Genomic DNA, 25533 nt, shown 5'->3' on the forward strand with positions numbered 1-25533 from the left:
CGTTGCCTACTCGCGTTGCCTTCTCGCGTCTCCCTCTCGCGCCGCCCTCTCGCATCGCCCGCCGCTCCCCAACGGCGATCGTGCAAACACGCGCCCGCCACACGACGCAACGACCTGCCCGCCACTCGCCCGACCAGCCCCCCGCGCTGAAAAGCAAAGCCCCCACGCAACGTATTGCCGCATGAGGGCTCGTTCCCAGGGGCGGCTCGCGCCGGCTACTGCTTTTTCGCCTTCGCGGCCTTCGCCGTATCCGCGAGAATCTTCTCGACCCGCTCCACGTAGGTTTCGGTGCCGAACCGGCGCACCGCCGTCGCACGCCCGCTCGCAACGAGCCGCTCGCGCAGCGCACCGTCGCGCTTCAGCGCATCCAGCGCCCCGGCCAGCGCGGCCGCATCGCCCGGCGTGCAGAGCAGCCCATTGTCGCCGTCCTCGATGATCTCGACGACGCCACCCGCGCGGGCCGCGACAACCGGCCGGCGCGCGAGCATCCCCTCGACGATCACGCGCCCGAACGGCTCCGGCGTGATGGACGTATGCGCGACGACGTCGACCGCCGTCATGCACGCGGCCACGTCGCGCTGGAACCCGAGGAAATGCACGCGCTCGTCCATCCCGTGCCGGGCGACGAATTCGTGCAGCTGCGCCGCGTATTCGTCCTCGCCGAACAGCGGCGCGCCAACCAGCACCACGTGCATGTCGGGATGCCGCGCGGCGGCCTCCAGCAGCACGTGCTGCCCCTTCCAGTGCGCGAGGCGGCTGAACGAACCGACGAGCCATGCGTGCTCGGGCAACCCCAGCCGCGCGCGCAGTGCGGCCTGGCTGACGCCTTCCAGCGCATCGAACGGCTCGGCCGAAATGCCGTTGAACACGACGTCGACGTGCTGCGGCGTGAAGCCCGTCAGCGCGCGGAACGCCTGCGCGGACGCGTCGGAGTTCGCGATCACGCGCGTGACGCCGAGCCGCGCGCAGTACTTGATCGCCAGCAACTGCTTGCTGCCGAAATGGTCGGTGCTCACGATGTCGCGCAGATGCCACACCACCGGCTTGCGCGCGAGCCGCCCGGCCAGCGCGGCGACCACCATCGCGCGCTGCGTGTTCGCGTAGATCACCTCGGCTCGGCGTGCCCGCCGCGCCACATCGCGCACAAGCCGCACGAGCTGCTTCACCGCGCCGACCGACACGCCGCCCTGCTTGCGCACGCCCGCGAGCGCCCCCTGGTCGACCACGTCGACGCGCGCGCCGATCTCGTCGAGCGCCGCACGGAACGGGCCGTCGTCGAACAGCAGCACGTCGGCGTTCGCGCGCATGTGCTTCATGATCTCGAGCAGCGACAGCTCGGCGCCGCCAAGCACGCCGCTCTGGTCGAGCACGAGCGTCGCCGGGCCGCGCGCGGCCGGCAGCGGCGCGACGGCCGTACCGCGCTGCGCGGTCGAGCCGGGCAGCGCGGCTTCCACGTAGTCGAGAAAGCGCCGCCGGAACGTATCGGCGGAAAACCGCTCCGCGTTCGCGCGGCATGCGTCCGGCGTGAAGCGCTGCGGCGCGCGCTCGAAATCGTCGACGGCCGCGACGATCGCGTGCGGCGTCTGTTCGTCGAAGAAGAGCCCGGTCGGATTCCGGTTCGATTGCGGGTCGAGCACGGTTTCGAGCGCGCCGCCCTTGCCGTAGGCGATCACGGGCGTGCCGCACGCCTGCGCCTCGACGACCGAGATCCCGAAATCCTCCTCGGCCGCGAACACGAACGCCTTCGCGCGCCGCATCCGGTCGTGCAGTACCGCGAACGGCTGGTAACCCATGATCTCGACGTTCGGGCCGGCTTTCGCGCGGATCTTCTGCATCTCGGGGCCGTCGCCGATCACGACGAGCTTGCGCTCGGGCGTCTTCGAGAACGCCTCGACGATCAGGTCGATCTTCTTGTAAGGCACCATCCGCGACGCGGTCAGGTAGAAATCGTCCTTCTCCGCGTTCAGCGAAAACGCGTCGACGTCGACCGGCGGGAAGATCACCGCCGCGTCGCGGTGGTAGACCTTCCTGATGCGCCGCGCGATGAACGCGGAGTTCGCGACGAAACCGTCCACCGCGTTCGCGGTGCGCGTATCCCAGTTGCGGATGTAGTGCAGGATCATCCGCGCGAGCAGCGATTTCGGCCCGCGCGTGAGGTTCGACTGTTCCAGGTACTGGTGCTGCAGGTCCCACGCATAGCGGATCGGCGAATGCACGTAGCTGATGTGCATCTGGTCCGGCCCCGTCAGCACGCCCTTCGCGACCGCGTGGCTGCTCGATATCACCAGGTCGTACTCCGACACGTCGAGCTGCTCGATCGCGAGCGGCATCAGCGGCAGGTAGCTGCGGTACTTGGTGCGCGCGAACGGCAGCTTCTGGATGAACGACGTCGTCACCGGCTTGCCGCGCACGAACGCGCGGTCGTCGAGGAAGTCGACGAGGCTGAACAGGTCGGCGTCGGGAAAACACGCGACGATCTGTTCGAGCACGCGCTCGGCGCCCGCGTAGGTCACGAGCCAGTCGTGGACGATCGCCACGCGCAGCGCGCGCGACGGTTGCCGCGCGCTGGCGCGCTCGGCCGGCACGGGCCGGCGCAGTGCGGCGACATCGCCGGCTTCGGCCGCGGCGGCATCGGCCGTGGCGAGATTCAACAAGGCGTGTTCCGCCAGATCGCGATTCATACTGTTCTCCTCGCATTGAGACGGACAAACAGGTCGCGCACGAGCGCACGCAGCCCCGGCGTCATCGTGAGCGACCACGCGACGTTCAGCAGCAGCACGACCGCGCACATGCCGATCGACTCGACGAGCCCCGGCCATGCCTGCGCCAGAAACAGGCTCGCCAGCAGGAACGCGAGATGCGCGAGCATGTCGAGCACGATCGCGCGCATCCGGATCGCCGACAGGTACAGCAGCACGCCGTAGTCGACGAACGCGCGCGCCGCGACGACCACCGCCGCGCCGATCAGCCCGAAGTGATGGATACCGAACCACAGGCCGCCGACGAAGAACGGCATCTGGACGAGCCCGGCCAAGGCCGCGCGGGACGGATTGACCTGCGACTGGATCAGGATGCGCGTGACGCTCGCCTGGCCGACGAGCCACACGCTGATCACCAGCACGCGGCCGACCGGCGCCGAATGCGCGGCGAGATCCGCGCCGACCCACAGCGTGAGGAACGGCGCGAGCGCGAAGATCGCGACGATGCCGACCGGCGTGAACACCCCGTTCAGGAATTCGAGCGACTGGCGCGCGAGCGTGTCCGCATGGTCGCGGCCGACGGCCGACAGGCGCGGGAACAGCGTGCGCACGAGCGCGTTCGGCAGCATGTTCAGGCGCATGACGAGGTTCTGCGGCACCGTGTAGTAAGTGACGAACTTCGCGCCCATGCCGGCGCCGAGCATCACGCGGTCGAGCGTGTCGGCGATCATGCTCGTCGTGCTCGCGATCAGCATCCAGCCGCCGAAATTGAACAGCCCTTTCGCGGTGCCCCATTGCGGCGGATCGATGCGCCGGATCCCGAGCACCTTGATGCTGGCGTGGCCGAGCATCACCGCCGCGATCAGGCGCGCGACGACCGCCGCGGCGAGCACCGTCTGCAGGTTCGGCGCGATCCACCATGCGGCGCCGAGCGGCAGCAGCTGGAACAGGAACGTGCCGATCGTCTGGTTCGTGTTGAACACGCCGAAGCGTTCGGCACCGTTGATCGCGCCGGCGAACACCCACGACACGTTCGCCAGCGGAATCGCGAGCGCGAGCCACGGCAGCGCGAGATACACCTCGTGCTGCATCGCCGCCGACACCTTCGTGAAGTAAGCGGTGTAGATGAACGCGCCGAAATAGATCAGCAGCCCGCCCACGATGCCGGTGCCGAGGTTCAGCCAGAACGCGCTCCAGAACACGCGCGCGCTTTCGTCGTCGTTGCCGCTCGCGAGCGCCTTCGAGATGTGGTTCTGCGCGGCCATGCTCATCCCGAGATCGAGGATCCCGAAATAGCCGATCAGCGTCCACACGAGGCTGACGACGCCATAACGTTCGACGCCGAGCGCGTGGATATACGCGGGCACCGTCACCAGCGACACGAAGGTCGGCAGGATCAGCCCGATGAAGTTGATCGAAACGTTCTTGAGTATGCCTTTGTCCATGCTTCTGCCTTGTGTGACGTCGTCCGTCACGGTTTCCAGCGATACATCAGCACCTTGCCGCGCGCGTCTTCCTCGACGAACACGAGGTACTCGCCGTTCTCGCGCCGGAACGCGCTGATGCCGAACGGCACGTCGACCCAGCCGGATGCCTTGCCGACCTCGGCGCCCGGGCTCATCACGCCCACTTCCTTGCCGGTTTCCTTGTCGTATACGTGGATCTTGCCGACCGGCTCCACCCCGAACAGGTAGCGGCCCTCGGCCGTGATCCCGATCAGGTCGAAGATCGGCTTCGCGTCGAGCTGCCACGGCAGCGCGACCTGGTAGCGCACGACCGGCGAGCCCGTCGACCACTTGTCGAAGCGGACCAGCACACGGCCCACTTCCTTGTTGATGCCCGGCTGCGGCGGCGCGTCGGCCGTGTAACCGGTCACGTACAGCGTGTCCGTCTGCGCGTCGTAGATCGAGCGGCGCAGCTGCGTGAACGGCTGCGGCATCGGATAGGTCGTGACCTTGTCATACGAGTAGATCGGGTTGCCGGCCTTGTCGACGCCGCCGTACTGGAAGCGGTGGATGCCGCGCACGTCGCTCGTGCGCCAGATGTCGCCCTTCGTGTCGACCCACCAGCCCCAGCCGCCCGCCTTCGCCTTGCCGGTGGTATTGATCTCGAACTCGTCGCCATCGAGCCGGCCGTTGCCGTTCGCGTCGCGCCACAGCCAGTCGCCGCCCGGCGGCTTGTTCGGCACGTTGTCGACCGGCCGCGCGCGGCCTGCGATCAGACCGGACGGAATCGCGACTTCGCCGTCGCGCTTCGCGTCGAAGCGGTAGATCTTCAGGTGATCGGCGTACATGTCCGTCAGGTACAGGAACGTGCGGCCGTCGAGGCGCCGCGCGATCGGCATGCCGGGCCACTGGTCCGTATGGAACACGGGGTCGTCCGGATACTTGAAGCGGTTCGACAGGAAGCCGACGTATTTCCAGTCCTGGCCCGGCGGCTTCGACAGGTCGAGCTCGAAGCGCTTGTTGCCCGTGTACACGCTGTTCGGCCGCGCCGGGTCGAGCCATGCGCCGTCGACGAACAGCAGCCCCTGCACCTGCCAGCGCAGCTTGCCGTCCGGCGTGTAGCTTTCGAGCACGGCGCCGAGCCCCGCGCCGATCGTGTCGTGACGCGGCCCGATGCCGTTCATCGACACGTAGATGTTGCCCGCCCGGTCGACACCGACGCCCGTCAGCCCGTTGAAACGCTGCGGCCCGGGCCGGCCCGGCACCGGGCCCGCGAAGATGCCGCCGCGCTCGCCGAGCGTGCCCGACTGCGCATAACCCTTGCCGCCTTTCGAGAAGATCAGGATCTGCTGGCGCGGCCCGTTGTCCGCGACGAGCACGCGCCCTTTCGCGTCGACTGCCACGTCCACCGCGTCGGTGCCTTCCGGCAGCGCGGGGGCGTCGTCGAGCTTGCGGCCGTCGGCGCGCACGTGCACGAGGTGCGCGGGCCCCTTGATCGTGTCCGTGAGCAGCCACAACGTGCCGTCGCCCGCGAGCGCGATGCGGCCCGGCTCGTGCGCGCTCCACGTGCCCTTCTGCTGCATCGTCTCCGCGTCGTACACGTCCACCGCGTCGCGCGTCGGATTGGTCGCGAACAGCGTCTTGTCGTCGGCCGCGAGGCCGCCCACTTCAGCCTTTACCTCGCCCACCTCCGAGCGCGCGGGCGCCGCCACCTCGTTCATCACCATGAAGCTCGCGGCCATCCGCGCGCGGCCGGCATCGGCACGCCCGCCCGGGGCCACCTGCGGCGCCGCGCGGAACGGCGCCGGCTGCTTCATGTCGCCGATCGTGCGGCGCGAGATGCCGAACCACTGCTTGCCCTTGTCCGGCCAGATGCCGGGCGACTGCAGGTGGCCGCGCTCGTTGCCGACACCGATCGCGACGTACGCATATTTGCTGTTCACGGCGATCGCGCTGCCGCCGAGGTTGCCCCAGCCGTGCGTGCCGCCGGCGAAGCCGAGCATCTTCCCGTCCTGGTAGACGCTCGCTTCGGCGCCGCTCTCGTCCCACGGCGCATTCGTATACACCTTGCCTTCAGGCGTCACCGCGATCGCGCGGATGTCGATCTGCGTCCAGCTGCCGTCGCCATAGCCGAACGTATTGCCGATCCACGACGTCGTCGCGGGCAACACCGTTTCGGCCGGTACGGCGCTCGTCAGCAGCGTCGCGCATACCGTCATGCCTACCAGAATCAGACGTCGCAATGCGCTTCTCCAGACTTGATGCAACAGCGACCGGCACCGCTGCCGGCGCACCCTGTCGCTAAATGGGTTTCAAACGTCGCGATGCAGGTTACAAGCAAAAATAATCACAAGAAATTTGGAAATATTTGGGGATGTTTCCGCCTGAAATATCGAACCGGAACAGACGCGCAAAGACACCCGAAAACGGCAATTACGACCGCCTTTCGCTTTCCAGTCTGTAGAAAGTGCCGCTTTTGACCGCCTGGCGGGCCTCCCGGGCGGCGACCATTCATCCCTCTACCGAATTAACCGGCATTTGAATGTTTGTCGTCGGATAAATGACGCACGTTTTTTTGCCGATTTCTTTTCCCTAGAATCGATTTCGATTCGATATTTCATTTAATGGCATGCATTACGTTCACGTTTACGCATCGGATGTGCGACTCGCCCCGGCTCAGGCCGCGCGTCGCGAAGGAGCGGCGCGATGACGGGCCTCTCGCGACCCGCGGCCCCCACGCCGCCGCAACACGGCCGCATCGTGCAGCTCGACGGGCTGCGCGCGATCGCGGTGGGCGCCGTGTTCCTGCAGCACGCGCTGAAGGCGCCGCTATGGATGGGCGTCGACCTGTTCTTCGTGCTGAGCGGCCTGCTGATCACCGGCATCCTGCTCGATCGCAAGGCGCGCGGGCAGTCGTACTTCAGCCACTTCTACGCACGCCGCGTGCGCCGCATCCTGCCGCCGTACGTGTTGCTGCTGGTGGTGTCGACGATCCTGTTCGGTGCGGGCTGGCTGCCGCACTGGCCGTGGTTCGCGTTCTTCTCGACCAACATCGGGCTGTCGCTCGGCAGCATCGGCCACGACAGCCTGAACGTGCTGTGGTCGCTCGCGGTCGAGGAGCAGTTCTACATCTTCTGGCCGTTCGTCGTGCTGTGGTGCTCGGAGCGCGCGCTGCTGTGGGTCGCTGCTGCGCTGATCGTCGCGGCCCCCGTGCTGCGCGCGATCGCGACGCCGTGGTTCGACTCGTTCTGGCCGATCTACTACCTGACGCCGTTCCGGATGGACCTGCTCGCCGCCGGTGCGCTGCTCGCGATCGTGCTGCGCCGCGACCGGCGCGCGCTGGAACCGTTCTATCCGCTCGCGATCGTCGGCACGCTCGTGTCGCTCGCGATCCTCGGCTGGCTGCACCTGTCGTTCCCGCGTTTCCGCGCCGCGAACACGCCGCTGTCGAACGCCGCGCTCTACAGCATCTCGCTGCTGCTGTGCACGTCGATCGTCGTGATCGCGCTGCGCGGACGCGGCCTCGTGCAGCGCGTGCTGACGAACCCGCTGCTCGTCTACGTGGGCACTGTCAGCTACACCGTGTACCTGATCCACCTCAGCGTGCTGTACGCGCTGTGGCCGCTGCACCTGAACCGCTTCGTCACGGCCGCGCTGGCGCTCGCGATCACGCTCGCGTACGCGACCCTGAGCTGGTACGGCTTCGAACGGCGCCTGACGCGCGGCCCCGCACGCCGTGCGCTGCCGGCCGCCGCCGGCACGACCGCCTGACTTTCACCCTCCATCGTTTCTACCAGGACAACGTCATGAGCCAAACTCGCAAGAAGGCCATCATTACCGGGATCTCGGGGCAAGACGGCGCCTACCTGACCAAGCTGCTGCTCGACAAGGGCTACGAGGTCACGGGCACCTACCGCCGCACCAGCTCGGTGAATTTCTGGCGCATCGCCGAGCTCGGCGTCGACGCGCACCCGAACCTCACGCTCGTCGAACACGACCTGACCGACGCCGGCTCGAGCCTGCGCCTGCTCGAACGCACGCAGCCCGACGAGCTGTACAACCTCGCCGCGCAAAGCTTCGTCGGCGTGTCGTTCGACCAGCCGGCGACGACCGCCGAAGTGACCGGCCTGGGTCCGTTGAACCTGCTCGAGGCGATTCGCGTCGTGAGCCCGAAGACGCGCTTCTACCAGGCGTCGACGTCGGAGATGTTCGGCAAGGTACAGTCGATTCCGCAGACGGAAGCGACCTCGTTCTATCCGCGCAGCCCGTACGGTGTCGCGAAGCTGTACGCGCACTGGATGACGGTGAACTACCGCGAATCGTATGGCCTGTTCGGCAGCAGCGGCATCCTGTTCAACCACGAATCGCCGCTGCGCGGCCGCGAGTTCGTCACGCGCAAGATCACCGACACCATCGCGAAGATCAAGCTCGGCAAGGCGACCCGCCTCGAGCTCGGCAACCTCGACGCGAAGCGCGACTGGGGTTTTGCACTTGAATATGTCGAAGGCATGTGGCGCATGCTGCAGGCCGACGAACCCGACACCTACGTGCTCGCGACCAACCGCACCGAGACCGTGCGCGATTTCGTGCGGATGGCGTTCGCGGCGGCCGGCTACCAGATCGAATGGACCGGCAAGGGCGAACAGGAACGCGGCCTCGACGCGTCGAACGGCAACGTGCTCGTGGAAGTGAACCCGAAGTTCTATCGCCCTGCCGAGGTCGACCTGCTGATCGGCTGCGCCGACAAGGCCAGGTCCAAACTCGGCTGGGAACCGAAGACGACGCTCGAACAACTTTGCCAGATGATGGTCGAAGCCGATTTGACGCGGAATCAACACCATGACACGTTCTGAAGCCGGACGCCCGTCGCGCCGTGCATTCGTCACCGGCCTGACGGGCTTCACGGGCCGCTACATGGCCGAGCGCCTGCAGGCGGCCGGCTATGAGGTCTGGGGCACGGTCGCGCCCGGCGCGGCGCGCCCCGACGATCCGGCCTTCGCGCACTGCACGCTGCTGCCCGTCGACCTGCTCGACGCGCAGGCGCTGCGCGCGGCGGCCGCCGACGCCCGGCCCGATGCGGTCGTGCATCTCGCCGCGCGCGCGCATGTCGCGCAGGACGAGCCGTCGGAAACCTACGCGGTCAACATCGTCGGCACCCGCAACCTGCTGGCCGCGCTTGCGGGCCTCGACCGCCGCCCGTCGGCCGTGCTGCTCGCCAGCAGCGCGAACATCTACGGCAATTCGACGGCCGGCGTGCTCGACGAAACCGTCGCCCCCGCCCCGGCGAACGACTATGCGGTCAGCAAGCTCGCGATGGAATACGCGGCGAAACTGTGGGCCGACCGTCTGCCGATCGTGATCGCGCGGCCGTTCAACTACACGGGTGTCGGCCAGAGCGATGCGTACCTGCTGCCGAAGCTCGTCGCGCACTACGCGCGCAACGCCCCGCGGATCTCGCTCGGCAACCTCGACGTGAGCCGCGATTTCTCCGACGTGCGCGACGTGACGGCCGCGTATCTGAAGCTGGTCGAAGCCGCGCCGGCCGGCGAGACGTTCAACGTGTGCTCCGAGCGCGCGTATTCGCTGAAGGAAGTGCTGGCGATGCTGTCGCGTATCGCCGGGTACGTGATCGACGTGACGATCGATCCGCGTTTCGTGCGGCACAACGAGGTGAAGAGCCTGTCCGGGTCGCGCGACAAGCTGCGGCGCGCGGTGGGCGAGCTGCCCGTCACGCCGCTCGACGACACGCTGCGGTGGATGGTGGAGGCGATGCGCAACGACACGCACGCCAGCGACGATCGCACCGGGTAAGCCGCGCGATTTCATCGGCACACAAAACGAAGGGCCGCTCGCTTGCGCGAACGGCCCTTCGTCCATCGTCACGTCAGATCACGTCACGGCATGCGTGACGTGCCGCGCTCAGCCTTCCAGCCCGCGCGCGAGATCTTTGCGCAGGTCGCCCGCATCCTCCAGGCCCACCGACAGGCGGATCAGCCCTTCGCTGATCCCCGCTGCCGCGCGCGCCTCCGGCGTGATGCGGCCATGCGTGGTGGTCGCCGGATGCGTAATGGTCGTACGCGTGTCGCCGAGGTTGCCGGTGATCGAGATCAGCTTCGTGTTGTCGATCACGCGCCAGGCATTCGCGCGCTGCTGTTCGGGGGTGTCGCCCTTCAGCTCGAACGACAGGATCGCCCCGCCCGCCTTCTGCTGACGCTTCGCGAGCTCGTGCTGCGGGTGCGATTCGAGGCCCGGATGAAACACGCGCGCGACCGCCGGATGCGAATCGAGCCAGCGCGCGATCTCCAGCGCGTTCGCCGATTGCTTCTCGACGCGCAGCGACAGCGTCTCCATCCCCTTCAGCAGCACCCACGCGTTGAACGCCGACAGCGTCGGGCCCGCGCTGCGCACGAACGGGAACACCTTGCCCATGATGAATTCCTTCGAGCCGACCAGCGCGCCGCCGAGCACGCGGCCCTGGCCGTCGAGGAATTTCGTCGCCGAGTGCATCACGACATCCGCGCCGAGCTTCAGCGGCTGCTGCAGCACCGGGCTGCAGAAACAGTTGTCGACGACGAACAGCGCGTTCGATGCCTTCGCGATCTTGCCGATCGCCTCGATGTCGGCGAGTTCGGTCAGCGGGTTCGACGGCGTCTCGAGGAAGAACATCTTCGTTTCCGGACGCACGGCTTCCTTCCACGCGTTCAGGTCGGTCGGGTCGACGAAGGTCGTCGTGATCCCGAACTTGTTGAAGATCTGCGAGAACATCCCGAGCGTCGAGCCGAACAGGCTGCGCGAGCTGACGAGGTGGTCGCCGGCCTGCAGCGCGGCCATCACGACCGACATGATCGCGGCCATCCCGGATGCCGTCGCAATGCACGCCTCGCCGCCTTCGAGCGCCGCGAGACGATCCTGGAACATCGTGACGGTCGGGTTCGTGAAGCGCGAATAGGTGAAGTAGTCTTCCGAATTCGCGAAGCGCTCGGCCGCGTCGGCCGCGCTCTGGAAGCAGAAGCTCGACGTGAGGAACAGCGCTTCCGAGTGCTCGTTGAAGTCGCTGCGCAGCGTGCCCGCGCGCACGGCAAGCGTGTCGAAGTTGAGGGAGTCGTCCATGTTCCGTTTTCCGTATCCGATGGCCACGCGCGTCGCGCAGGCCAGATCAAAACCAGGCCCAAAAACAAAAAGCCCGCTATGCGTCGGCATCAGCGGGCTTCGGTGCGGTACGACAGCGATCGACTCGGGCCGGTTGCCACCGGCCTTCGCTTTAGCTGTTTTGGGAAGTCGCCCCGCGTCCGCAAGCTGATATCAAATCGACGCAAGGCCACATCCTATCACGCCTCGATCAAAGCGTGCGCCGGTGTCACTCGACCGACAGCTGCAGGTTCATCTGCGAACGTTCGGTGTCGCCGGCCGTATCGCGATCGGCCTGCGACGCCGGCGTGAGGCGCGCGCGCTCGATCGCATCGAGATACTCGGGCGTCACGTCGCCGGTGATGTAGTTGCCGTCGAAGCACGACGCCTCGAAGCGCTCGAGCTTCGGGTTGATGTCGCGCACCGCGCGGCGCAGGTCGTCGACGTCCTGGTAGATCAGGTGGTCGGCGCCGATGATCTTCGCGACGTCTTCGTCGGTGCGGCCGTGTGCGACGAGCTCGCCGCGCGTCGGCATGTCGATGCCGTACACGTTCGGGAACTTCACGGGCGGCGCGGCCGACGCGAAGATCACCGACTTCGCGCCCGCGTCGCGCGCCATCTGCACGATCTCGTGCGAGGTCGTGCCGCGCACGATCGAATCGTCGACGATCAGCACGTTCTTGTCCTTGAACTCGATGCTCATCGCATTGAGCTTCTGGCGCACCGACTTCTTGCGCACGGCCTGCCCCGGCATGATGAAGGTGCGGCCGACGTAGCGGTTCTTGAAGAAGCCTTCGCGGTACTCGACGCCGAGCTTCGCGGCGACCTGCATCGCGGCCGGGCGCGACGAATCGGGAATCGGCATCACGACGTCGATCGGCACGTTCGGCAGTTCGCGCTTGATCTTCTCGGCGAGATAGTCGCCCATGCGCAGGCGCACGTTGTAGACCGGCACGCCGTCGAGGCACGAATCCGGACGCGCGAGGTACACGTATTCGAACATGCACGGGTTCAGCGTCGGGTTCTCCGCGCACTGCTGGCTGTGGAAGTTGCCGGCCTTGTCGATGAAGATCGCTTCGCCCGGCTCCAGGTCGCGCACGAATTCGAAACCGATGCCTTCGACCGCGACCGACTCCGACGCGACCATCCATTCGGTGCCGTGCTCGGTCTCGAGCTTGCCGATGCAGAGCGGGCGGATGCCGAACGGGTCGCGGAACGCGAGCAGGCCGTAGCCGGCGATCAGCGACACGATCGCATACGAACCCTGCAGGCGGCGATGCACGCCCGAGACGGCCTTGAACACCGAAGCCGGATCGAGCTCGAGGCCCGTGGTCGACAGTTGCAGCTCGTGCGCGAACACGTTGAGCAGCACTTCGCTGTCGGAATTGGTGTTGATGTGCCGGCGGTCGATCCGGAACATCTCGTCCTTCAGTTGCTGCCAGTTCGTCAGGTTGCCGTTGTGCGCGAGGATGATCCCGAACGGCGCGTTCACGTAGAACGGCTGCGCCTCGGCTTCGCTCGACGCCGAGCCGGCCGTCGGGTAGCGCACCTGGCCGATGCCGTAGGTGCCGGGCAGGCTGCGCATGTTGCGCGTGCGGAACACGTCGCGCACCATGCCGTTCGCCTTGTACATGTGGAAATTGCTGCCGTCCGCCGTCGCGATGCCCGCCGCGTCCTGACCGCGATGCTGCAGCAGCAGCAGGCTGTCATAGATCAGCTGGTTGACCGGGGATTGGGAGATAACGCCTACGATGCCGCACATGGCATGTCCTTCAGAATGACAAAATCGGTTCCGTCCTGCCCAGCCGCGTCGTCACACGCGTACGTACTGGGCCATGCCGTCGGGCAGGAGCTGCTTCAGCTCGTGCACGCCCTGTTCGGCGAAAGGACGCAATAGCGCATTGCGCCAGAAATCCTGTTTGGGCAGTTCGGTCAACCCGGCCGCCGCGACCAGCAGCACCACCAGCACGCAGCCGCGGACGAGCCCGAACATCATGCCCAGCGAGCGGTCGACGCCGCCCAGGCCACTGGCCTGCGCGATCCGCGACAGCAGCGCGTTCGCGACGCCGGCGACCAGCACCACGCCGATCACGACCAACGCGAAGGCGATCACCCACTGCGTCAGCGCACCGCCCGGCCAGTTCGCCGGTATATACGGTACGACCAATCCGACGTAGCGGCCCGCGATCACGATCGCCGCGATCCAGCCGATCAGCCCGAAAATCTCGGACACGAAGCCGCGCCACGCACCGCGCAGCGCCGACAACACGATCACCGCCAATACAGCGTAGTCGAAAGCCGTCAGCATCGTGCGTTACTGCGTCAGACCGGCTTCGCGCACCTTCGCGATCGCGGCGGAAGCCGCCGCGCGATCCGCGAACGGGCCTGCACGCAACAGTGTAGCCGTGCTGCCATCCGACTGCTTGCGATGCTCGACATATGCGGGCACGCCCGCCGATTTCAACTTGGTGGCCCACGAACGGGCCGTCGCGTCGTCCTTGAACGACCCGAGCTGCACCGCGAAGCGCGCACCGGCCGGCGACGACGGCGACGACGCGTCGCCGGTGTCAGGGCTCGCGGCGTCGGCATTCGCGACGGCCGCGGGTGCGGGCTTCGGCGCAGCCGGCTTCGCCGCGGGCGCAGCCGGTTTCGGCGCAGGCTTCGGCGGCGTCACGCTCGCCGTGGTCGTGGCATCGGGTTTCGCGGCCGGCTTGGCGGCATCCTTCGGCGCGGGCGCCGGTGCGGCCGCAACGGCCGTGTCGGATGCCGGCGGTTCGTCATGCGCGACGCCGGCCTGCACGTCGGACACATCGTCGTCGCGCGGCGCGACCGCCTGGTGCGCGGGCCGGTTCGGGATGTCGATCGCGATGTCGTCGGTGACCGGCTTCGGGTGCGAATCGAGCACCATCGGCAGCACGATCACCGCGGCGACGACGAGCGCGATCGCGCCGACGAGGCGACGGCGTGCGCGTTGCTTTTCTGGAAGGGTCGGATCGAGGAGCAGCGCGTCCGATTCCGGACGTTCGGTGCGGCGCGAGCGGCGCTCGACGCGTTCAGTGGTGCGCTCCGTGCGCACGTTCCGGGAGGTCCCGGTGCGACCGCCGCGCCGCGGGGGCGCGTCGTCGTCTTTCTTGCCGAACGAGAAAATTCCCATGAATGGCTGAGTCCGAAACTGCCCGTCAGTCAGTGTTGCTGCGATTTACGGTAGGCCAGCACGCCGGCAACCGTATGGAAACTGCCGAAAACCACGATTCTATCATTCTCGGATGCTCTTTTTAGTGCATCGCGAAACGCTTCGGCGGGCGACGCGTAACGCGTGACGCTCGAATCGGGCCCCTCCTCGACGCCGGCCTTGCGCAGCGCGGCTTCGAGCTGCTCGGCGGTGGCCGCACGCGGCAGCGGCAGGTCGGTCACGCACCAGTGGTCGATCTCGCCCTTCAGGTGCTGCAGCACGCCGTCGATGTCCTTGTCGTGCATCGCGCCGAACACCGCGTACGTGTACGGGAAGAAACCCATGTTGCCGAGGTTCTGCTCGAGCACGGCCGATGCATGCGGGTTGTGCGCGACGTCGAGCACGATCGCCGGCTTGCCGGGCAGCACCTGGAAGCGCCCCGGCAGCTCGACGTTCGCGAGGCCGAGCCGGATGTCCTGCGCCGACACCGGCAGCACCGGGCGCAGCGCCTCGAGCGCGGCAAGCGCGGCCGATGCATTGATCAGCTGATTCGCGCCGCGCAGCGCCGGATACGCCAGCGCCGGATAGCGCTTCTCGCGGCCGAGGTAGCTCCACTGCTGGCGCTCCGCGCCTGCCTGCGCCTCGTAGCGGAAATCGCGGCCGACGAGCCACAGGTCGGCGCCGATCGCTTCCGCGTGGTCGATCAGCGTTTGCGGCGCGGCCGGATCGCCGCAGATCGCCGGCTTGCCGGCACGGAAGATCCCGGCCTTCTCGAACGCGATCTTCTCGCGCGTGTCGCCGAGGTATTCGGTGTGGTCGATGTCGATGCTCGTGACGATCGCGCAATCGGTATCGATGATGTTGACCGCGTCGAGCCGGCCGCCGAGGCCGACTTCGAGGATCACCGCGTCCAGCCCGCGCGACGCGAACAGGTGCAGGATCGCGAGCGTCGTGAATTCGAAGTACGTGAGCGACACGGGCGCGGGCAACGACGTGCGCGCGGCTTCGACGGCCTCGAAGTGCGGCAGCAGTTCGTCATCGGTGACGTTCTGCCCGTTCACGCGCGCGCGCTCGTTGAATTCGAGCAGGTGCGGCGACGTGTGGCAGCCGACCTTGTAGCCTGCGCGCACGAGGATCGTCTCGAGGAACGCGCAGGTCGAGCCCTTGCCGTTCGTGCCGCCGACGGTAATGACGGGGCACGCGAATTCGAGCTGCAGCGCCGCCTTGACCTGCCCGATGCGGGTCAGGCCCATGTCGATGCCGACCGGGTGCGCGCGTTCGAGATGCGAAAGCCACGCGTCGAGAGTGGGAAAAGTGCTCATCGGTTCAAATCTGGATCGGTACCGCCACTACGCCAAAAAACGAAGCGCGTCGCCTGACGCGGAAGCCAGGCGACGCGCAGAGTTCACAACCTTGCGCCGGTCAAGCCAGCGCGTCGGCCGGCTGTCGCTGCAGCAGCGCGAGCAGTTGCGCGATCTCGTCGCGCATCTTGCGACGGTCGACGATCATGTCGATCGCGCCCGTCTTGATCAGGAATTCGGCGCGCTGGAAGCCTTCCGGCAGCTTCTCGCGGACCGTCTGCTCGATCACGCGCGGGCCGGCGAAGCCGATCAGCGCCTTCGGTTCGGCGATCACGACGTCGCCGAGGAATGCAAAGCTCGCCGACACGCCGCCCATCGTCGGGTCGGTCAGCACCGAAATGAACGGCAGCTTCGCTTCGGCCAGCTTGGTCAGCATCGCGGTGGTTTTCGCCATCTGCATCAGCGACAGCAGGCTTTCCTGCATCCGTGCACCGCCCGACGCGGTGAAGCAGATGAACGGCACCTGCTGTTCGAGCGCGTTCTGCGCGCCGCGTGCGAAGCGCTCGCCGACCACCGAGCCCATCGAGCCGCCCATGAACGAGAACTCGAAGCAGGCCGCGACCACCGGCAGCGTGTGGATCGCACCGCCCATCACGACCATCGCGTCGGTCTCGCCCGTGTCGTCCATCGCTTCCTTCAGACGATCGGGGTACTTGCGGCTGTCCTTGAACTTGAGCGTGTCGACCGGCACGACTTCCTGACCGATTTCATAACGGCCTTCCGGATCGAGCAGCCCGTCGAGGCGCTCACGCGCGCCGATGCGCATGTGGTGATCGCACTTCGGGCACACGTGCAGGTTCGCGTCCACGTCGTTGCGGTACAGCACGGCCTCGCAGGACGGGCACTTGACCCACAGGCCTTCCGGAATGCCCTTGCGGCTTTTCGGGTCGGTCTGCTTGATCTTCGGCGGCAACAGTTTGTCGAGCCAGCTCATCGTATGGTTTCCTGTTCCGTGGCGGGCCGGGCCGACCGGCCCGTTCCCGCTTCCTGTGTTGTGTTTATCGCGCCGTCTTGCCCGCGCCGTCCAGGGCGGCGCGCAGCTCGGCAATGAAAGTCTTCAGCGCGGCGGCGGCACCCTCCGGCGCAGCGCTTTCGAGCAGCTGCACGAGGCGGCTGCCGATCACGACCGCGTCCGACACCTCGGCCACCGCGCGCGCCGTTTCGGCGTCGCGGATACCGAAGCCGACGCCGACCGGAACCGGCACGCGCGACTTGATGGCCGGGATTTTACCCGCAATGCTCGAAACATCCAGATTTCCTGCGCCGGTCACGCCCTTGAGCGACACGTAATACACGTAGCCGCTCGCGATCTTGCCGACGTCGGCGATACGTTCGTCGGTCGACGTGGGCGCGAGCAGGAAGATCGGATCGATCTGCGCGGCGCGCATTTTCTCGGCGAACACGCCCGCCTCTTCCGGCGGATAGTCGACCACAAGCACGCCGTCGACACCGGCCGCCTGCGCTTCGGCCGCGAACGCGTCGACGCCCATCCGCTCGATCGGGTTCGCATAACCCATCAGCACGACGGGCGTTTTGGGGTCGGTTTCGCGAAAGCGCTTCACGTCGGCGAGCACGCTCTTCAGCGTGACGCCGCGCGCGAGCGCGCGCTCCGACGAGCGCTGGATCACCGGGCCGTCGGCCATCGGGTCCGAGAACGGCACGCCGAGTTCGATCACGTCCGCGCCGCCTGCGGCGAGCGCGTGCATGAATTCGACGGTTTTCGCGGGATCGGGATCGCCGGCCGTGATGAACGGGATCAGGCCCTTACGGCCTTGTTCGGCGAGCGCGGCGAAGGTTTGCTGAATACGGGACATGGCAATTTTTCCTCAATGCTTCGGCGACGCGGCGGCGCGATTCACGCGCACGCCGGCGCAGCGAGCGCGTTCACACGCTCGTGCGCGATCGCACAATAGCTTTCGTTGATCTCGTAGCCGACGAAGTCGCGCCCCTGCCGTGCGCAGGCCACCGCGGTCGTGCCGCTGCCCATGAACGGATCGAGCACGCGGCCGCCCGGCGGGCAGCTTGCGAGCACCATCCGCTCGATGATTTCCAGCGGCTTCTGGGTCGGATGATCGACGCGCTCCGCGTGCTGCCGGTGCAGGCGCGAAACCGACCAGACGTCCTTCGGGTTGTAGCCCATCTCCAGCCACTTGCTGCCTTCGAACAGCTTGCGCGAGCGTGCCTTCTTCGTGTCGGCGTCGTACGGGATGCGGACCGGATCGAGATCGAAGTAATACGCCCTGGAAACCGCGAAAAAGCCGATGTTGTCGTGCACCGACGTGAAACGGCGCGTCGTGCCGCCCATGCTCGGCACGCGCCGGTCCCAGATGATCTCGTTGACCATCGTGAGCTGCGTCTTCAGGAAACTGAAGATTTCCGGCGCGTACTGCCACGTGCAGAAGATGTACATCGACCCGCTCGGCTTCAGCTTCGGAATCGCGAGCTCGAGCCACTCGCGCGTCCACGCGAGAAAGTCGTCGCCCGAGCGCTTGTCCGAGTCGTTGCCGTAGTCCTTGCCGAGCCCGTACGGCGGATCGGCGACGATCAGGTCGATCGACGCGTCCGGCAGGTGCGCGGCATCGGTCAGGAAATCGCGGTTGTGCAGTTCGATCCCGGACGGCAGCGCGCGCGGCACGGCGGCGGCGGGTTGAACCGCCGCCCCCGCCTCGCTCGCGGCACCGCCGCCCGGTTCTTCGATCAGGTCACGCATCGGTCGGGGTCAGAGCTCGATGCCCGATCGCTCGGCGACCGTGTGCATGTCCTTGTCGCCGCGGCCCGACAGGTTGACGAGCAGGATCTTGTCCTTCGGCAACGTCGGCGCGAGCTTCACGCCGTACGCGATCGCGTGGCTCGACTCGAGCGCGGGAATGATCCCCTCGATCCGGCAGCAGTCGTGGAACGCCTTCAGCGCTTCCTCGTCGGTAATGCCGACGTACTGTGCGCGGCCGCTGTCTTTCAGCCATGCGTGCTCGGGGCCGACGCCCGGATAGTCGAGGCCCGCCGACACCGAATGCGTCTCGATGATCTGGCCGTTGTCGTCCTGCAGCAGGTAGGTACGGTTGCCGTGCAGCACGCCCGGGCTGCCGGCGATCAGCGACGCCGCGTGATGGCCCGTGTCGAGGCCGTCGCCGGCCGCTTCGACGCCGATCAGCTGCACCGACGTGTCGTCGATGTACGGATAGAAGATGCCCATCGCGTTCGAGCCGCCGCCGACGCAGGCGATCACCGCGTCCGGCTGCCGGCCCGCGAGCTCGGGCATCTGCACCTTGCACTCGTCGCCGATCACGCGCTGGAAGTCGCGCACCATCATCGGGTACGGGTGCGGGCCCGCGACCGTGCCGATGATGTAGAACGTGCTTTCGATGTTCGTGACCCAGTCGCGCATCGCTTCGTTCAGCGCGTCCTTCAGCGTGCGCGAACCCGATTCGACCGGCACGACCGTAGCGCCGAGCAGCTTCATCCGGTAGACGTTCGCGGCCTGGCGGCGCACGTCTTCCGAGCCCATGTAGACGACGCACTCCATCCCGAAGCGGGCGCAGATCGTCGCGGTCGCAACGCCGTGCTGGCCGGCGCCCGTCTCGGCGATCACGCGCTTCTTGCCCATGCGCTTCGCGAGCAGCGCCTGGCCGATCACGTTGTTGATCTTGTGCGCGCCCGTGTGGTTCAGGTCTTCACGCTTCAGGTAGATCTGCGCGCCGCCGAGCGTCTCGCTCCAGCGCTGCGCGTGATAGATCGGCGACGGGCGGCCGACGAAATGCTTCAGCTCACGCTCGAATTCGGCGACGAAATCGGGATCGTTCTGGAATTTTTCATACGCCGCGCGCAGTTCGTCCAGCGCGTGAATCAGCGTCTCGGCGACGAACACGCCGCCATACGGGCCGAAGTGGCCGCGGTCATCAGGAAGGTTGTACATGGTGTCTCTCTCGATCGGTCGGGGCGCCCCGCTTTTGGGGCCGCGCCGGCTTGCATCACCCGGCGTCCGCTTCGCGCACCGCGCGTACGAACGCCGCCATCCGGGCGTGATCCTTCACGCCCTTCGCGCCCTCCACTTCGATGCCACTCGAGACATCGACAGCAAACGGGCGCAACTGGCGAATCGCATCACCGACGTTTTGCGCGCTCAAGCCACCACTCAAAACGGCCCGATGCGCGAGCTCTGCGGGAATAAGAGACCAATCGAAGACCTTGCCGCTACCGCCGTAATCCGGCACCAGGGTGTCGAACAGGAGGCCGCGCGCTTTCGAATAATGAAGTGCCGATTCTACCAAATCGGCACGCTGCGTCGAGGGGCCGACGCGCACCGCGCGCAACCACGGCAGGCGGGCCGCGCGGCCGAGCGCATCGCACTGTTCCGGCGTCTCGTCGCCGTGGAACTGCAGCAGCGTGAGCGGCACGTCGCGCACGACGGCTTCGATCTCGGCTTCGGTCGCGTTCACGAACAGCCCGACCACCGACACGAACGGCGGCGCGAGGCGCGCCAGCTCGGCCGCCTGCGCGATCGTCACCGCGCGCGGGCTCTTCGGGTAGAACACGAGACCGATCGCGTCGGCGCCGAGCGCCGCCGCGTGCAGCACGTCCTCGGGACGCGACAGCCCGCACAGCTTGATGCGCGTGCGCGGCGGCAGGCCGGCCGCTGCGGGAGTCGAAGGAGACACGGCGTGATCCGTCATGGTTGAGGGTCCAGATCGGCCCAGACGCTGCTCCACGGCACGCTGCCGAGCTGCGCGGGCGGGACGGCGAATTCCGCCGGGTAGCCGACGTGGGCGAGGTACAGCCCGTCGGCCATGAACGTGGGCGCCGCGAGAGTGCGATCGCGCCCGGCCAGCACGTCGGCAAGCCAGCCGGCCGGATAACGGCCGCGGCCGACCGCGACGAGGCAGCCCATCAGGTTGCGCACCATGTGGTGCAGGAACGCGTTGGCGCGGAACCGGAAATGAATGAATTGGCCCACGCGCCGCACGTCGATCTGGTACAGGTGTTTGACCGGCGTCTTCGACTGGCATTCCGACGACCGGAACGACGAGAAGTCGTGCTCGCCGATCAGGTGCGCGGCGGCGGCGCGCATCGCGTCGTCGTCGAGCGGCGTGTGAATCCAGCCCGCGCGCCCCGCCAGCATCGGCGAGCGCACGGGATGCACGTACAGCGCGTAGTAATAGGTGCGCTCGAACGCCGAGAAACGCGCGTGGAACGTCTCCGGCATCGGCTTCGCCCATTGCACCGCCACGGTCGGCGGCAGGAACGCGTTGGTCCCGCGCACCCACGAGAACACCTCGCGATCCAGGTCGGTATCGAAATGCACGACCTGCCCGAGCCCGTGCACGCCCGTGTCGGTCCGCCCGGCCACCGTCGTATGCAGCGGCACGCGCGCGAACTCGGCCAGCGCGTGCTCGAGCCGGTCCTGCACCGTCTTGCCGTGCGGCTGCGCCTGCCAGCCGCAGAACGCCGCGCCGTCGTACTGAATGCCGAGCGCGATCCGCATCACGCCTCGTCCGCCAGTTTCGCGAGCAGCGCACGCGCATCGTCGCGCGTCGCGGTGTCGTTTGCGTCGACCACTTCCTGCAGCAGCGTCCGTGCGCCGGACAGGTCGCCCAGCTCGACGTATTCGGTCGCGAGGTCGAGCTTGTTGCGCGCGATGCGGGCAAGTTCGTCCGGCGTCAGCGCCGGCAACGCGGCGCCCGGCGTGGACGGCAGGTCCAGATCGAAGTCGAGCTTCAGCGCGCCGAACTGCGCGCCGCCGAGCGGCGGCAGCGACGACGTCGCGAACGGGCTGCCCGCCTGGCCGGCAGGCGTCGCCGCGTCCGGATCCCAATCGAACTCGTCGTCCTGGTCGGCCGGATGTTCGGGGGCCGGATCGATCGCGCCAATCGGGAGGCGCTGGCTGGCTTGACCGTTAGTTGCAACTTGATCGATGTCGGACTGCGTTGCCTGCGCGGCAGACTCGTCCGCCGCCAGCGACGGCTCGTCCTGCGTGCGCGGCGGCAGCGGCATGTCGAGGCTGTTGAGCGCGCTGATCGCGTTCTGCATCAGCGCCGCGTGCTGCGTTTCGGTGGCCGCGGGTGCGATCGGCGTCTCGGCAGGCTGTTCCGCGGGCTTTTCGGCAGCGATCTTCTCTACCGGCTCGGCATCGTGCGGAGCCGGAGCCGCCTCGCTCGCGGTCGGCACTACGGTGTGCCCGGCCGGTAATTCGGGCTGCTCGTCATGCGGCGGCACCACTTCCGGCGCCGGCGGCACATCCGTATCAGGCGTCTCGACCGTCTCCGCCGCTGCGGCAGTGGCCGCGGCAAGGCTCAAGTCGGAAGCCGCGTCGCGTGCGACCGGCATCTCGGGCCGGATCGGCAGTTCCGGCTCGAAGGACGGCGCGGCGTCGGTTTCTGCCGCAGCAGCCGCGGCCCCGCCCGCGACGACCGCAGCAGCCGTCGCGCTCGTACCCGCATCACCCGTTTCTTCCGCGCGCCGGCCCTTCCGGCGCTTGCGCCACGCAAAACCCGCGGCGAGGACGATCACGACCGCACCGGCCACCGCGGCCGGACGCCAGTCCATCTGCCCGGTACTGCGCGCAGGTGCCGCCACCGGCGCGGCCGGTTGCGCGGGCGCCGATACCGATGCCGTCTGGACTGCGCTGGCAGCAACGCCGGACGCGGCTTCACCTGCCGTCGGCGCGGCAGCGGACGCGCCCGTATCGTTCGCGGCCGGACGCGGCGCAACAGGTGCCGGCACGGGCGCCGGCGTGACCTCGTTCGTCGTGGCCGGCTTGCCGATGCCGTGCTTCTGCAGCTCCATCAGCACGCGGTTCTTCAACGCCAGCAGTTGCTGCAGGCTCGACGGCCGCGGCTGCGACGCGCCCGTGGCGGGCGCCGCACCGGCCGGTTCGTTCATGCCCGAAACCTGGCTGCCCGCAACAGGCGGAAGCGCGACACCGCTCGCGGACGACGGCACCGACTGGATCGCGCCGCTCCACACATGCGGACCGCTTGCACCGGCAACGGGCGCCGCCGGCTGCGTGCTTTCGACGGCCGATGCGCCGTGTGCCGTCGAAGCGCCGAGCGATGCCGCCGCACCGGCGGCCGTCGCGACGCTCGCACCGCTCACCGGAGCCGCATGCACGGCCGGCGCCACCGGCGCGGATGGCACGGTCGCCGCCGGGGTCGACCCCGGATGCGGCGCCGACGCACCATGCTGCGCGACCGCCGTGCCGCCGGATGCCGCCGCGGGCGCGGACGCTGCCGTCGTACCCGATGCACCGGATGCAGCAGATGCACCGGCCGGCACGAGTGCCGCGCCTGTCGCATCGAGCGCCGGCACGGTCAGCGTCGCGCCGACTTTCAGGCGGCTCGCGTCGTGCTTCATGAACGCCTGCGGATTGGCGTCGAACAGCGCGCGGCCGGCGCGCGCGAGCACACCGGGATCGCGCGACTGCGTGGCCGCTTTCGCAATGTCGTTCAGCGACTGGCCGGGCTGGACCGTCACGGTAAGCGGCACTGCACCGCCGGCAGCGGACGCCGGCAGTTCGCCGGTGCCGGCCGCCCAGGCCGATGCGGTTGCGCCGAGCGCCAGGATCGCCAGCGCGCCACGCATGGCGCGCGACAGACGGGACTGACGCGGAAACAAGGAAATTCGGGACATCGTTGGCTCTATCGCCGCGCGCGGGCGCGGCTCGGATTCGCGGTTGAAAGCGTCAATAAAGTTGCCGCAGAAATGCAAAAGCGTCGCGTTGAACGCGACGCTTTCGGCGGGTCTGTGCGTCGTAACCGCGTAGTTTACTTCACGTGATCGGGTTCGGGCCGAATTCGTCGCCGCTGGGTGCAACCGGCCGCGTTCGCGCGTCCGCGCACCCGCCGGCCGAGCCGCTCCGATGCCCGGGTTCACACGGTGCGACCAGCGTTCCCGATCGATCGGAAGCACACCTCCCTCGACTGAAAAACGCCCGGCCGCATCCCGTCCCGAACGATTGGCGCGCCCCTTGCCGCTCACCCGGCGGCCTGCCCACTCCAGGGCTCGATGCCGCGCCACGACCGCGAAATCGGGCACGTTTGCTCAATAAATCGCGCCACCTGCCGTTAATGAATTAGCAATATCCAATAAAAACAAATCCCGCCGATCCCCCAATCCATTGAAATAAATTTCAATTGATCGATAAGAGGCCAATTCCCCTATCTTATCGTCAAATTGGACATTTCCACCCACAAACCCCCGCCCCACAAGGCTTCCAAGCCTCACCCCCGTTTCATTGCTCATACGAAATTGATCATTTCGACAGCAATTCAATTACATTACACAAAATTACACAGATCGAATAATTGCCGTCGTTACGATCGTCTTCAAACAAGAATCGGCGCAGTTCGACCATCGCGCACGCACCTGCCGGAAAGGCGGGCACGCGCGTGGCCGGGCTGACGTCGTGAGGTGCCAGGGAGGCATCGCGCAGTCGCACGACTGCATCTACTCACCAGCTCGTTACGGGGATCGAACATGGGCTATCAGCAGGGTTTGAGCGGGTTGGCCGGCGCGGCGAACCATCTCGACGTGATCGGCAACAACATTGCGAACGCAAACACGGTCGGCTTCAAGCAGGGGCGCGCGAACTTCGCCGACATGTACGCGAATTCGGTTGCGACGTCGACCAACACGCAGATCGGCATCGGCACGCGGCTCGCGTCGGTGCAGCAGCAATTCGGCCAGGGGACGATCAACACGACGAAGTCGTCGCTCGACATCGCGATCAACGGCAACGGCTTCTTCCAGATGTCGAACAACGGCGTGACGACGTACTCGCGTGACGGCGTATTCCACCGCGACAAGAGCGGCGCCATCGTCGATTCGCAAAACCGCAACCTGATGGGCTATGCGGCAGGCCCGGGCGGCGCGATCAATACCGCGGCGACCGTGCCGCTGCAGGCGCCGACCAACAACATCGCCCCGCAGGCGACGACGAAGATCACCGGCCAGTTCAACCTGAATTCGCAGGACAAGGTGCCGGCCAAGACGCCGTTCAACCCGGGCGACAACACCACGTACAACTACAATTCGTCGATCCAGGTGTACGACACGCTCGGCGGCTCGCAGCAGGTGTCGATGTACTTCACGAAGAACGCAGCCGGCACCTGGCAGGCCTACGCGGGCGTGCAGGGCCAGACGCCGACGAATCTCGGCACTGTCACGTTCGACACATCGGGCCGGATCACCTCGACGACGTCGGCCGCCACCGGCCAGCCGACGCCGAGCCTCGGTCAGTTCGCGTTTTCGATCCCCAACGCGTCGGGCGGCGCCAATCCGCAGAACCTGACGCTCGACCTGGGCGGCACGACGCAGTTCGGCGGAAAGAGCGGCGTGACCAACCTCGCACAGGACGGCTTCGCGAGCGGCACGCTGACGACGTTCTCGATCGGCACCGACGGCAAGCTGACCGGCAACTACTCGAACGGCCAGAGCGCGGTGCTCGGCCTGATCGCGCTCGCGAACTTCAACAACCCGAACGGGCTCGAGAACATCGGCGGCAATCAGTATGTGGAAACCGCCGCGTCGGGCGTGCCGCAGATCTCCGCGCCGGGCAGCACGAACCACGGCACGCTGCAGGGAAGTGCGCTGGAAAACTCGAACGTCGACCTGACGACCGAGCTCGTGAACCTGATCAAGGCGCAGCGCGATTACCAGGCCAATGCGCAGACGATCAAGACCCAGCAGACCGTCGACCAGACGCTGCTGAACATGCGCTGACGCGCACATGAAAA

21 protein-coding genes are annotated in these 25533 nt (G+C 67.2%); 4 read left to right on the forward strand and 17 right to left on the reverse strand.

Annotated features, from left to right (window positions below; genetic code table 11):
* Positions 1 to 215: 215 nt before the first annotated feature.
* The 3 genes from FOZ70_RS05485 to FOZ70_RS05495 are packed head-to-tail and all read right to left on the reverse strand — an operon-like array spanning position 216 to position 6387.
* Complete coding sequence (locus tag FOZ70_RS05485) at positions 216 to 2681, reverse strand: glycosyltransferase family 4 protein (RefSeq protein ID WP_219705139.1); 2466 nt, start codon at positions 2679 to 2681, stop codon at positions 216 to 218.
* The gene (locus FOZ70_RS05490) at positions 2678 to 4144 is read right to left on the reverse strand and encodes a flippase (RefSeq protein WP_219705141.1); all 1467 of its coding nucleotides are present in this window, start codon (positions 4142 to 4144) and stop codon (positions 2678 to 2680) included. The genes FOZ70_RS05485 and FOZ70_RS05490 overlap by 4 nt, the downstream gene beginning before the upstream one ends.
* Before the next feature lie 26 nt (positions 4145 to 4170).
* Complete coding sequence (locus FOZ70_RS05495; protein WP_219705142.1) at positions 4171 to 6387, reverse strand: hypothetical protein; 2217 nt, start codon at positions 6385 to 6387, stop codon at positions 4171 to 4173.
* Positions 6388 to 6850: 463 nt separating this feature from the next.
* Here FOZ70_RS05495 and FOZ70_RS05500 point away from each other — a divergent pair, with 463 nt between their 5' ends.
* Genes FOZ70_RS05500 through FOZ70_RS05510 form a run of 3 tightly spaced genes read left to right on the forward strand, consistent with a single transcriptional unit; the run spans position 6851 to position 9955 of the window.
* Entirely contained in the window at positions 6851 to 7915 is a 1065-nt protein-coding gene (locus tag FOZ70_RS05500; RefSeq protein ID WP_219705144.1) for an acyltransferase, read from the forward strand.
* A gap of 35 nt (positions 7916 to 7950) precedes the next feature.
* Positions 7951 to 8997: a GDP-mannose 4,6-dehydratase gene (gmd, locus tag FOZ70_RS05505; RefSeq protein ID WP_021158735.1), complete on the forward strand. Its 1047-nt coding sequence runs from the start codon at positions 7951 to 7953 to the stop codon at positions 8995 to 8997.
* Entirely contained in the window at positions 8984 to 9955 is a 972-nt protein-coding gene (locus tag FOZ70_RS05510; RefSeq protein ID WP_048022066.1) for an NAD-dependent epimerase/dehydratase family protein, read from the forward strand. The genes gmd and FOZ70_RS05510 overlap by 14 nt, the downstream gene beginning before the upstream one ends.
* Positions 9956 to 10063: 108 nt before the next feature.
* On the opposite strand, the gene FOZ70_RS05515 is transcribed toward FOZ70_RS05510, so the two are convergent.
* The 14 genes from FOZ70_RS05515 to FOZ70_RS05580 all read right to left on the reverse strand — a co-directional run bounded on the left by FOZ70_RS05515 (position 10064) and on the right by FOZ70_RS05580 (position 24236).
* Positions 10064 to 11254, reverse strand: coding sequence for an O-succinylhomoserine sulfhydrylase (locus tag FOZ70_RS05515; RefSeq protein ID WP_048022068.1), 1191 nt, complete (start codon positions 11252 to 11254; stop codon positions 10064 to 10066).
* A gap of 247 nt (positions 11255 to 11501) precedes the next feature.
* Positions 11502 to 13034 carry an amidophosphoribosyltransferase gene (purF, locus tag FOZ70_RS05520; RefSeq protein ID WP_021158732.1) on the reverse strand — a complete coding sequence of 511 codons (1533 nt, stop codon included), beginning with the start codon at positions 13032 to 13034 and terminating at the stop codon, positions 11502 to 11504.
* Between the two features lie 51 nt (positions 13035 to 13085).
* Positions 13086 to 13580, reverse strand: a complete 495-nt coding sequence (locus FOZ70_RS05525; protein WP_006491262.1) for a CvpA family protein — start codon at positions 13578 to 13580, stop codon at positions 13086 to 13088.
* 6 nt (positions 13581 to 13586) lie between these two features.
* Positions 13587 to 14426: an SPOR domain-containing protein gene (locus FOZ70_RS05530; RefSeq protein WP_059554687.1), complete on the reverse strand. Its 840-nt coding sequence runs from the start codon at positions 14424 to 14426 to the stop codon at positions 13587 to 13589.
* A 29-nt stretch (positions 14427 to 14455) separates the two neighbouring features.
* Positions 14456 to 15766: a bifunctional tetrahydrofolate synthase/dihydrofolate synthase gene (gene folC, locus FOZ70_RS05535; protein WP_219705146.1), complete on the reverse strand. Its 1311-nt coding sequence runs from the start codon at positions 15764 to 15766 to the stop codon at positions 14456 to 14458.
* Positions 15767 to 15866: 100 nt separating this feature from the next.
* Positions 15867 to 16739: an acetyl-CoA carboxylase, carboxyltransferase subunit beta gene (gene accD, locus FOZ70_RS05540; RefSeq protein ID WP_021158729.1), complete on the reverse strand. Its 873-nt coding sequence runs from the start codon at positions 16737 to 16739 to the stop codon at positions 15867 to 15869.
* A gap of 64 nt (positions 16740 to 16803) precedes the next feature.
* Positions 16804 to 17619, reverse strand: a complete 816-nt coding sequence (gene trpA, locus FOZ70_RS05545) for a tryptophan synthase subunit alpha (protein WP_042974247.1) — start codon at positions 17617 to 17619, stop codon at positions 16804 to 16806.
* Positions 17620 to 17660: 41 nt separating this feature from the next.
* Complete coding sequence (locus FOZ70_RS05550; protein WP_021158728.1) at positions 17661 to 18515, reverse strand: site-specific DNA-methyltransferase; 855 nt, start codon at positions 18513 to 18515, stop codon at positions 17661 to 17663.
* 9 nt (positions 18516 to 18524) lie between these two features.
* Entirely contained in the window at positions 18525 to 19718 is a 1194-nt protein-coding gene (gene trpB, locus FOZ70_RS05555; RefSeq protein ID WP_027791145.1) for a tryptophan synthase subunit beta, read from the reverse strand.
* 55 nt (positions 19719 to 19773) lie between these two features.
* A complete protein-coding gene (locus tag FOZ70_RS05560) occupies positions 19774 to 20475 on the reverse strand; it encodes a phosphoribosylanthranilate isomerase (protein ID WP_042974244.1) in 702 nt (233 codons plus the stop codon).
* Complete coding sequence (gene truA / locus FOZ70_RS05565) at positions 20472 to 21284, reverse strand: tRNA pseudouridine(38-40) synthase TruA (RefSeq protein ID WP_219705148.1); 813 nt, start codon at positions 21282 to 21284, stop codon at positions 20472 to 20474. The genes FOZ70_RS05560 and truA overlap by 4 nt, the downstream gene beginning before the upstream one ends.
* A complete protein-coding gene (locus tag FOZ70_RS05570; RefSeq protein WP_219705150.1) occupies positions 21284 to 23428 on the reverse strand; it encodes a FimV/HubP family polar landmark protein in 2145 nt (714 codons plus the stop codon). The genes truA and FOZ70_RS05570 overlap by 1 nt, the downstream gene beginning before the upstream one ends.
* 411 nt (positions 23429 to 23839) lie before the next feature.
* Positions 23840 to 24040 (reverse strand): hypothetical protein, encoded by a 201-nt coding sequence (locus FOZ70_RS05575; protein ID WP_219705151.1) that lies wholly within the window; start codon positions 24038 to 24040, stop codon positions 23840 to 23842.
* Between the two features lie 10 nt (positions 24041 to 24050).
* Positions 24051 to 24236, reverse strand: a complete 186-nt coding sequence (locus FOZ70_RS05580; RefSeq protein WP_124922314.1) for a hypothetical protein — start codon at positions 24234 to 24236, stop codon at positions 24051 to 24053.
* Positions 24237 to 24274: 38 nt separating this feature from the next.
* On the opposite strand from FOZ70_RS05580, the gene flgE reads away from it, so the two are divergent.
* Positions 24275 to 25519: a flagellar hook protein FlgE gene (gene flgE / locus FOZ70_RS05585; RefSeq protein WP_048022078.1), complete on the forward strand. Its 1245-nt coding sequence runs from the start codon at positions 24275 to 24277 to the stop codon at positions 25517 to 25519.
* Positions 25520 to 25533: the final 14 nt, after the last annotated feature.

The organism is Burkholderia sp. COPS, from assembly GCF_019425585.1.
Lineage (GTDB): Bacteria > Pseudomonadota > Gammaproteobacteria > Burkholderiales > Burkholderiaceae > Burkholderia > Burkholderia cepacia.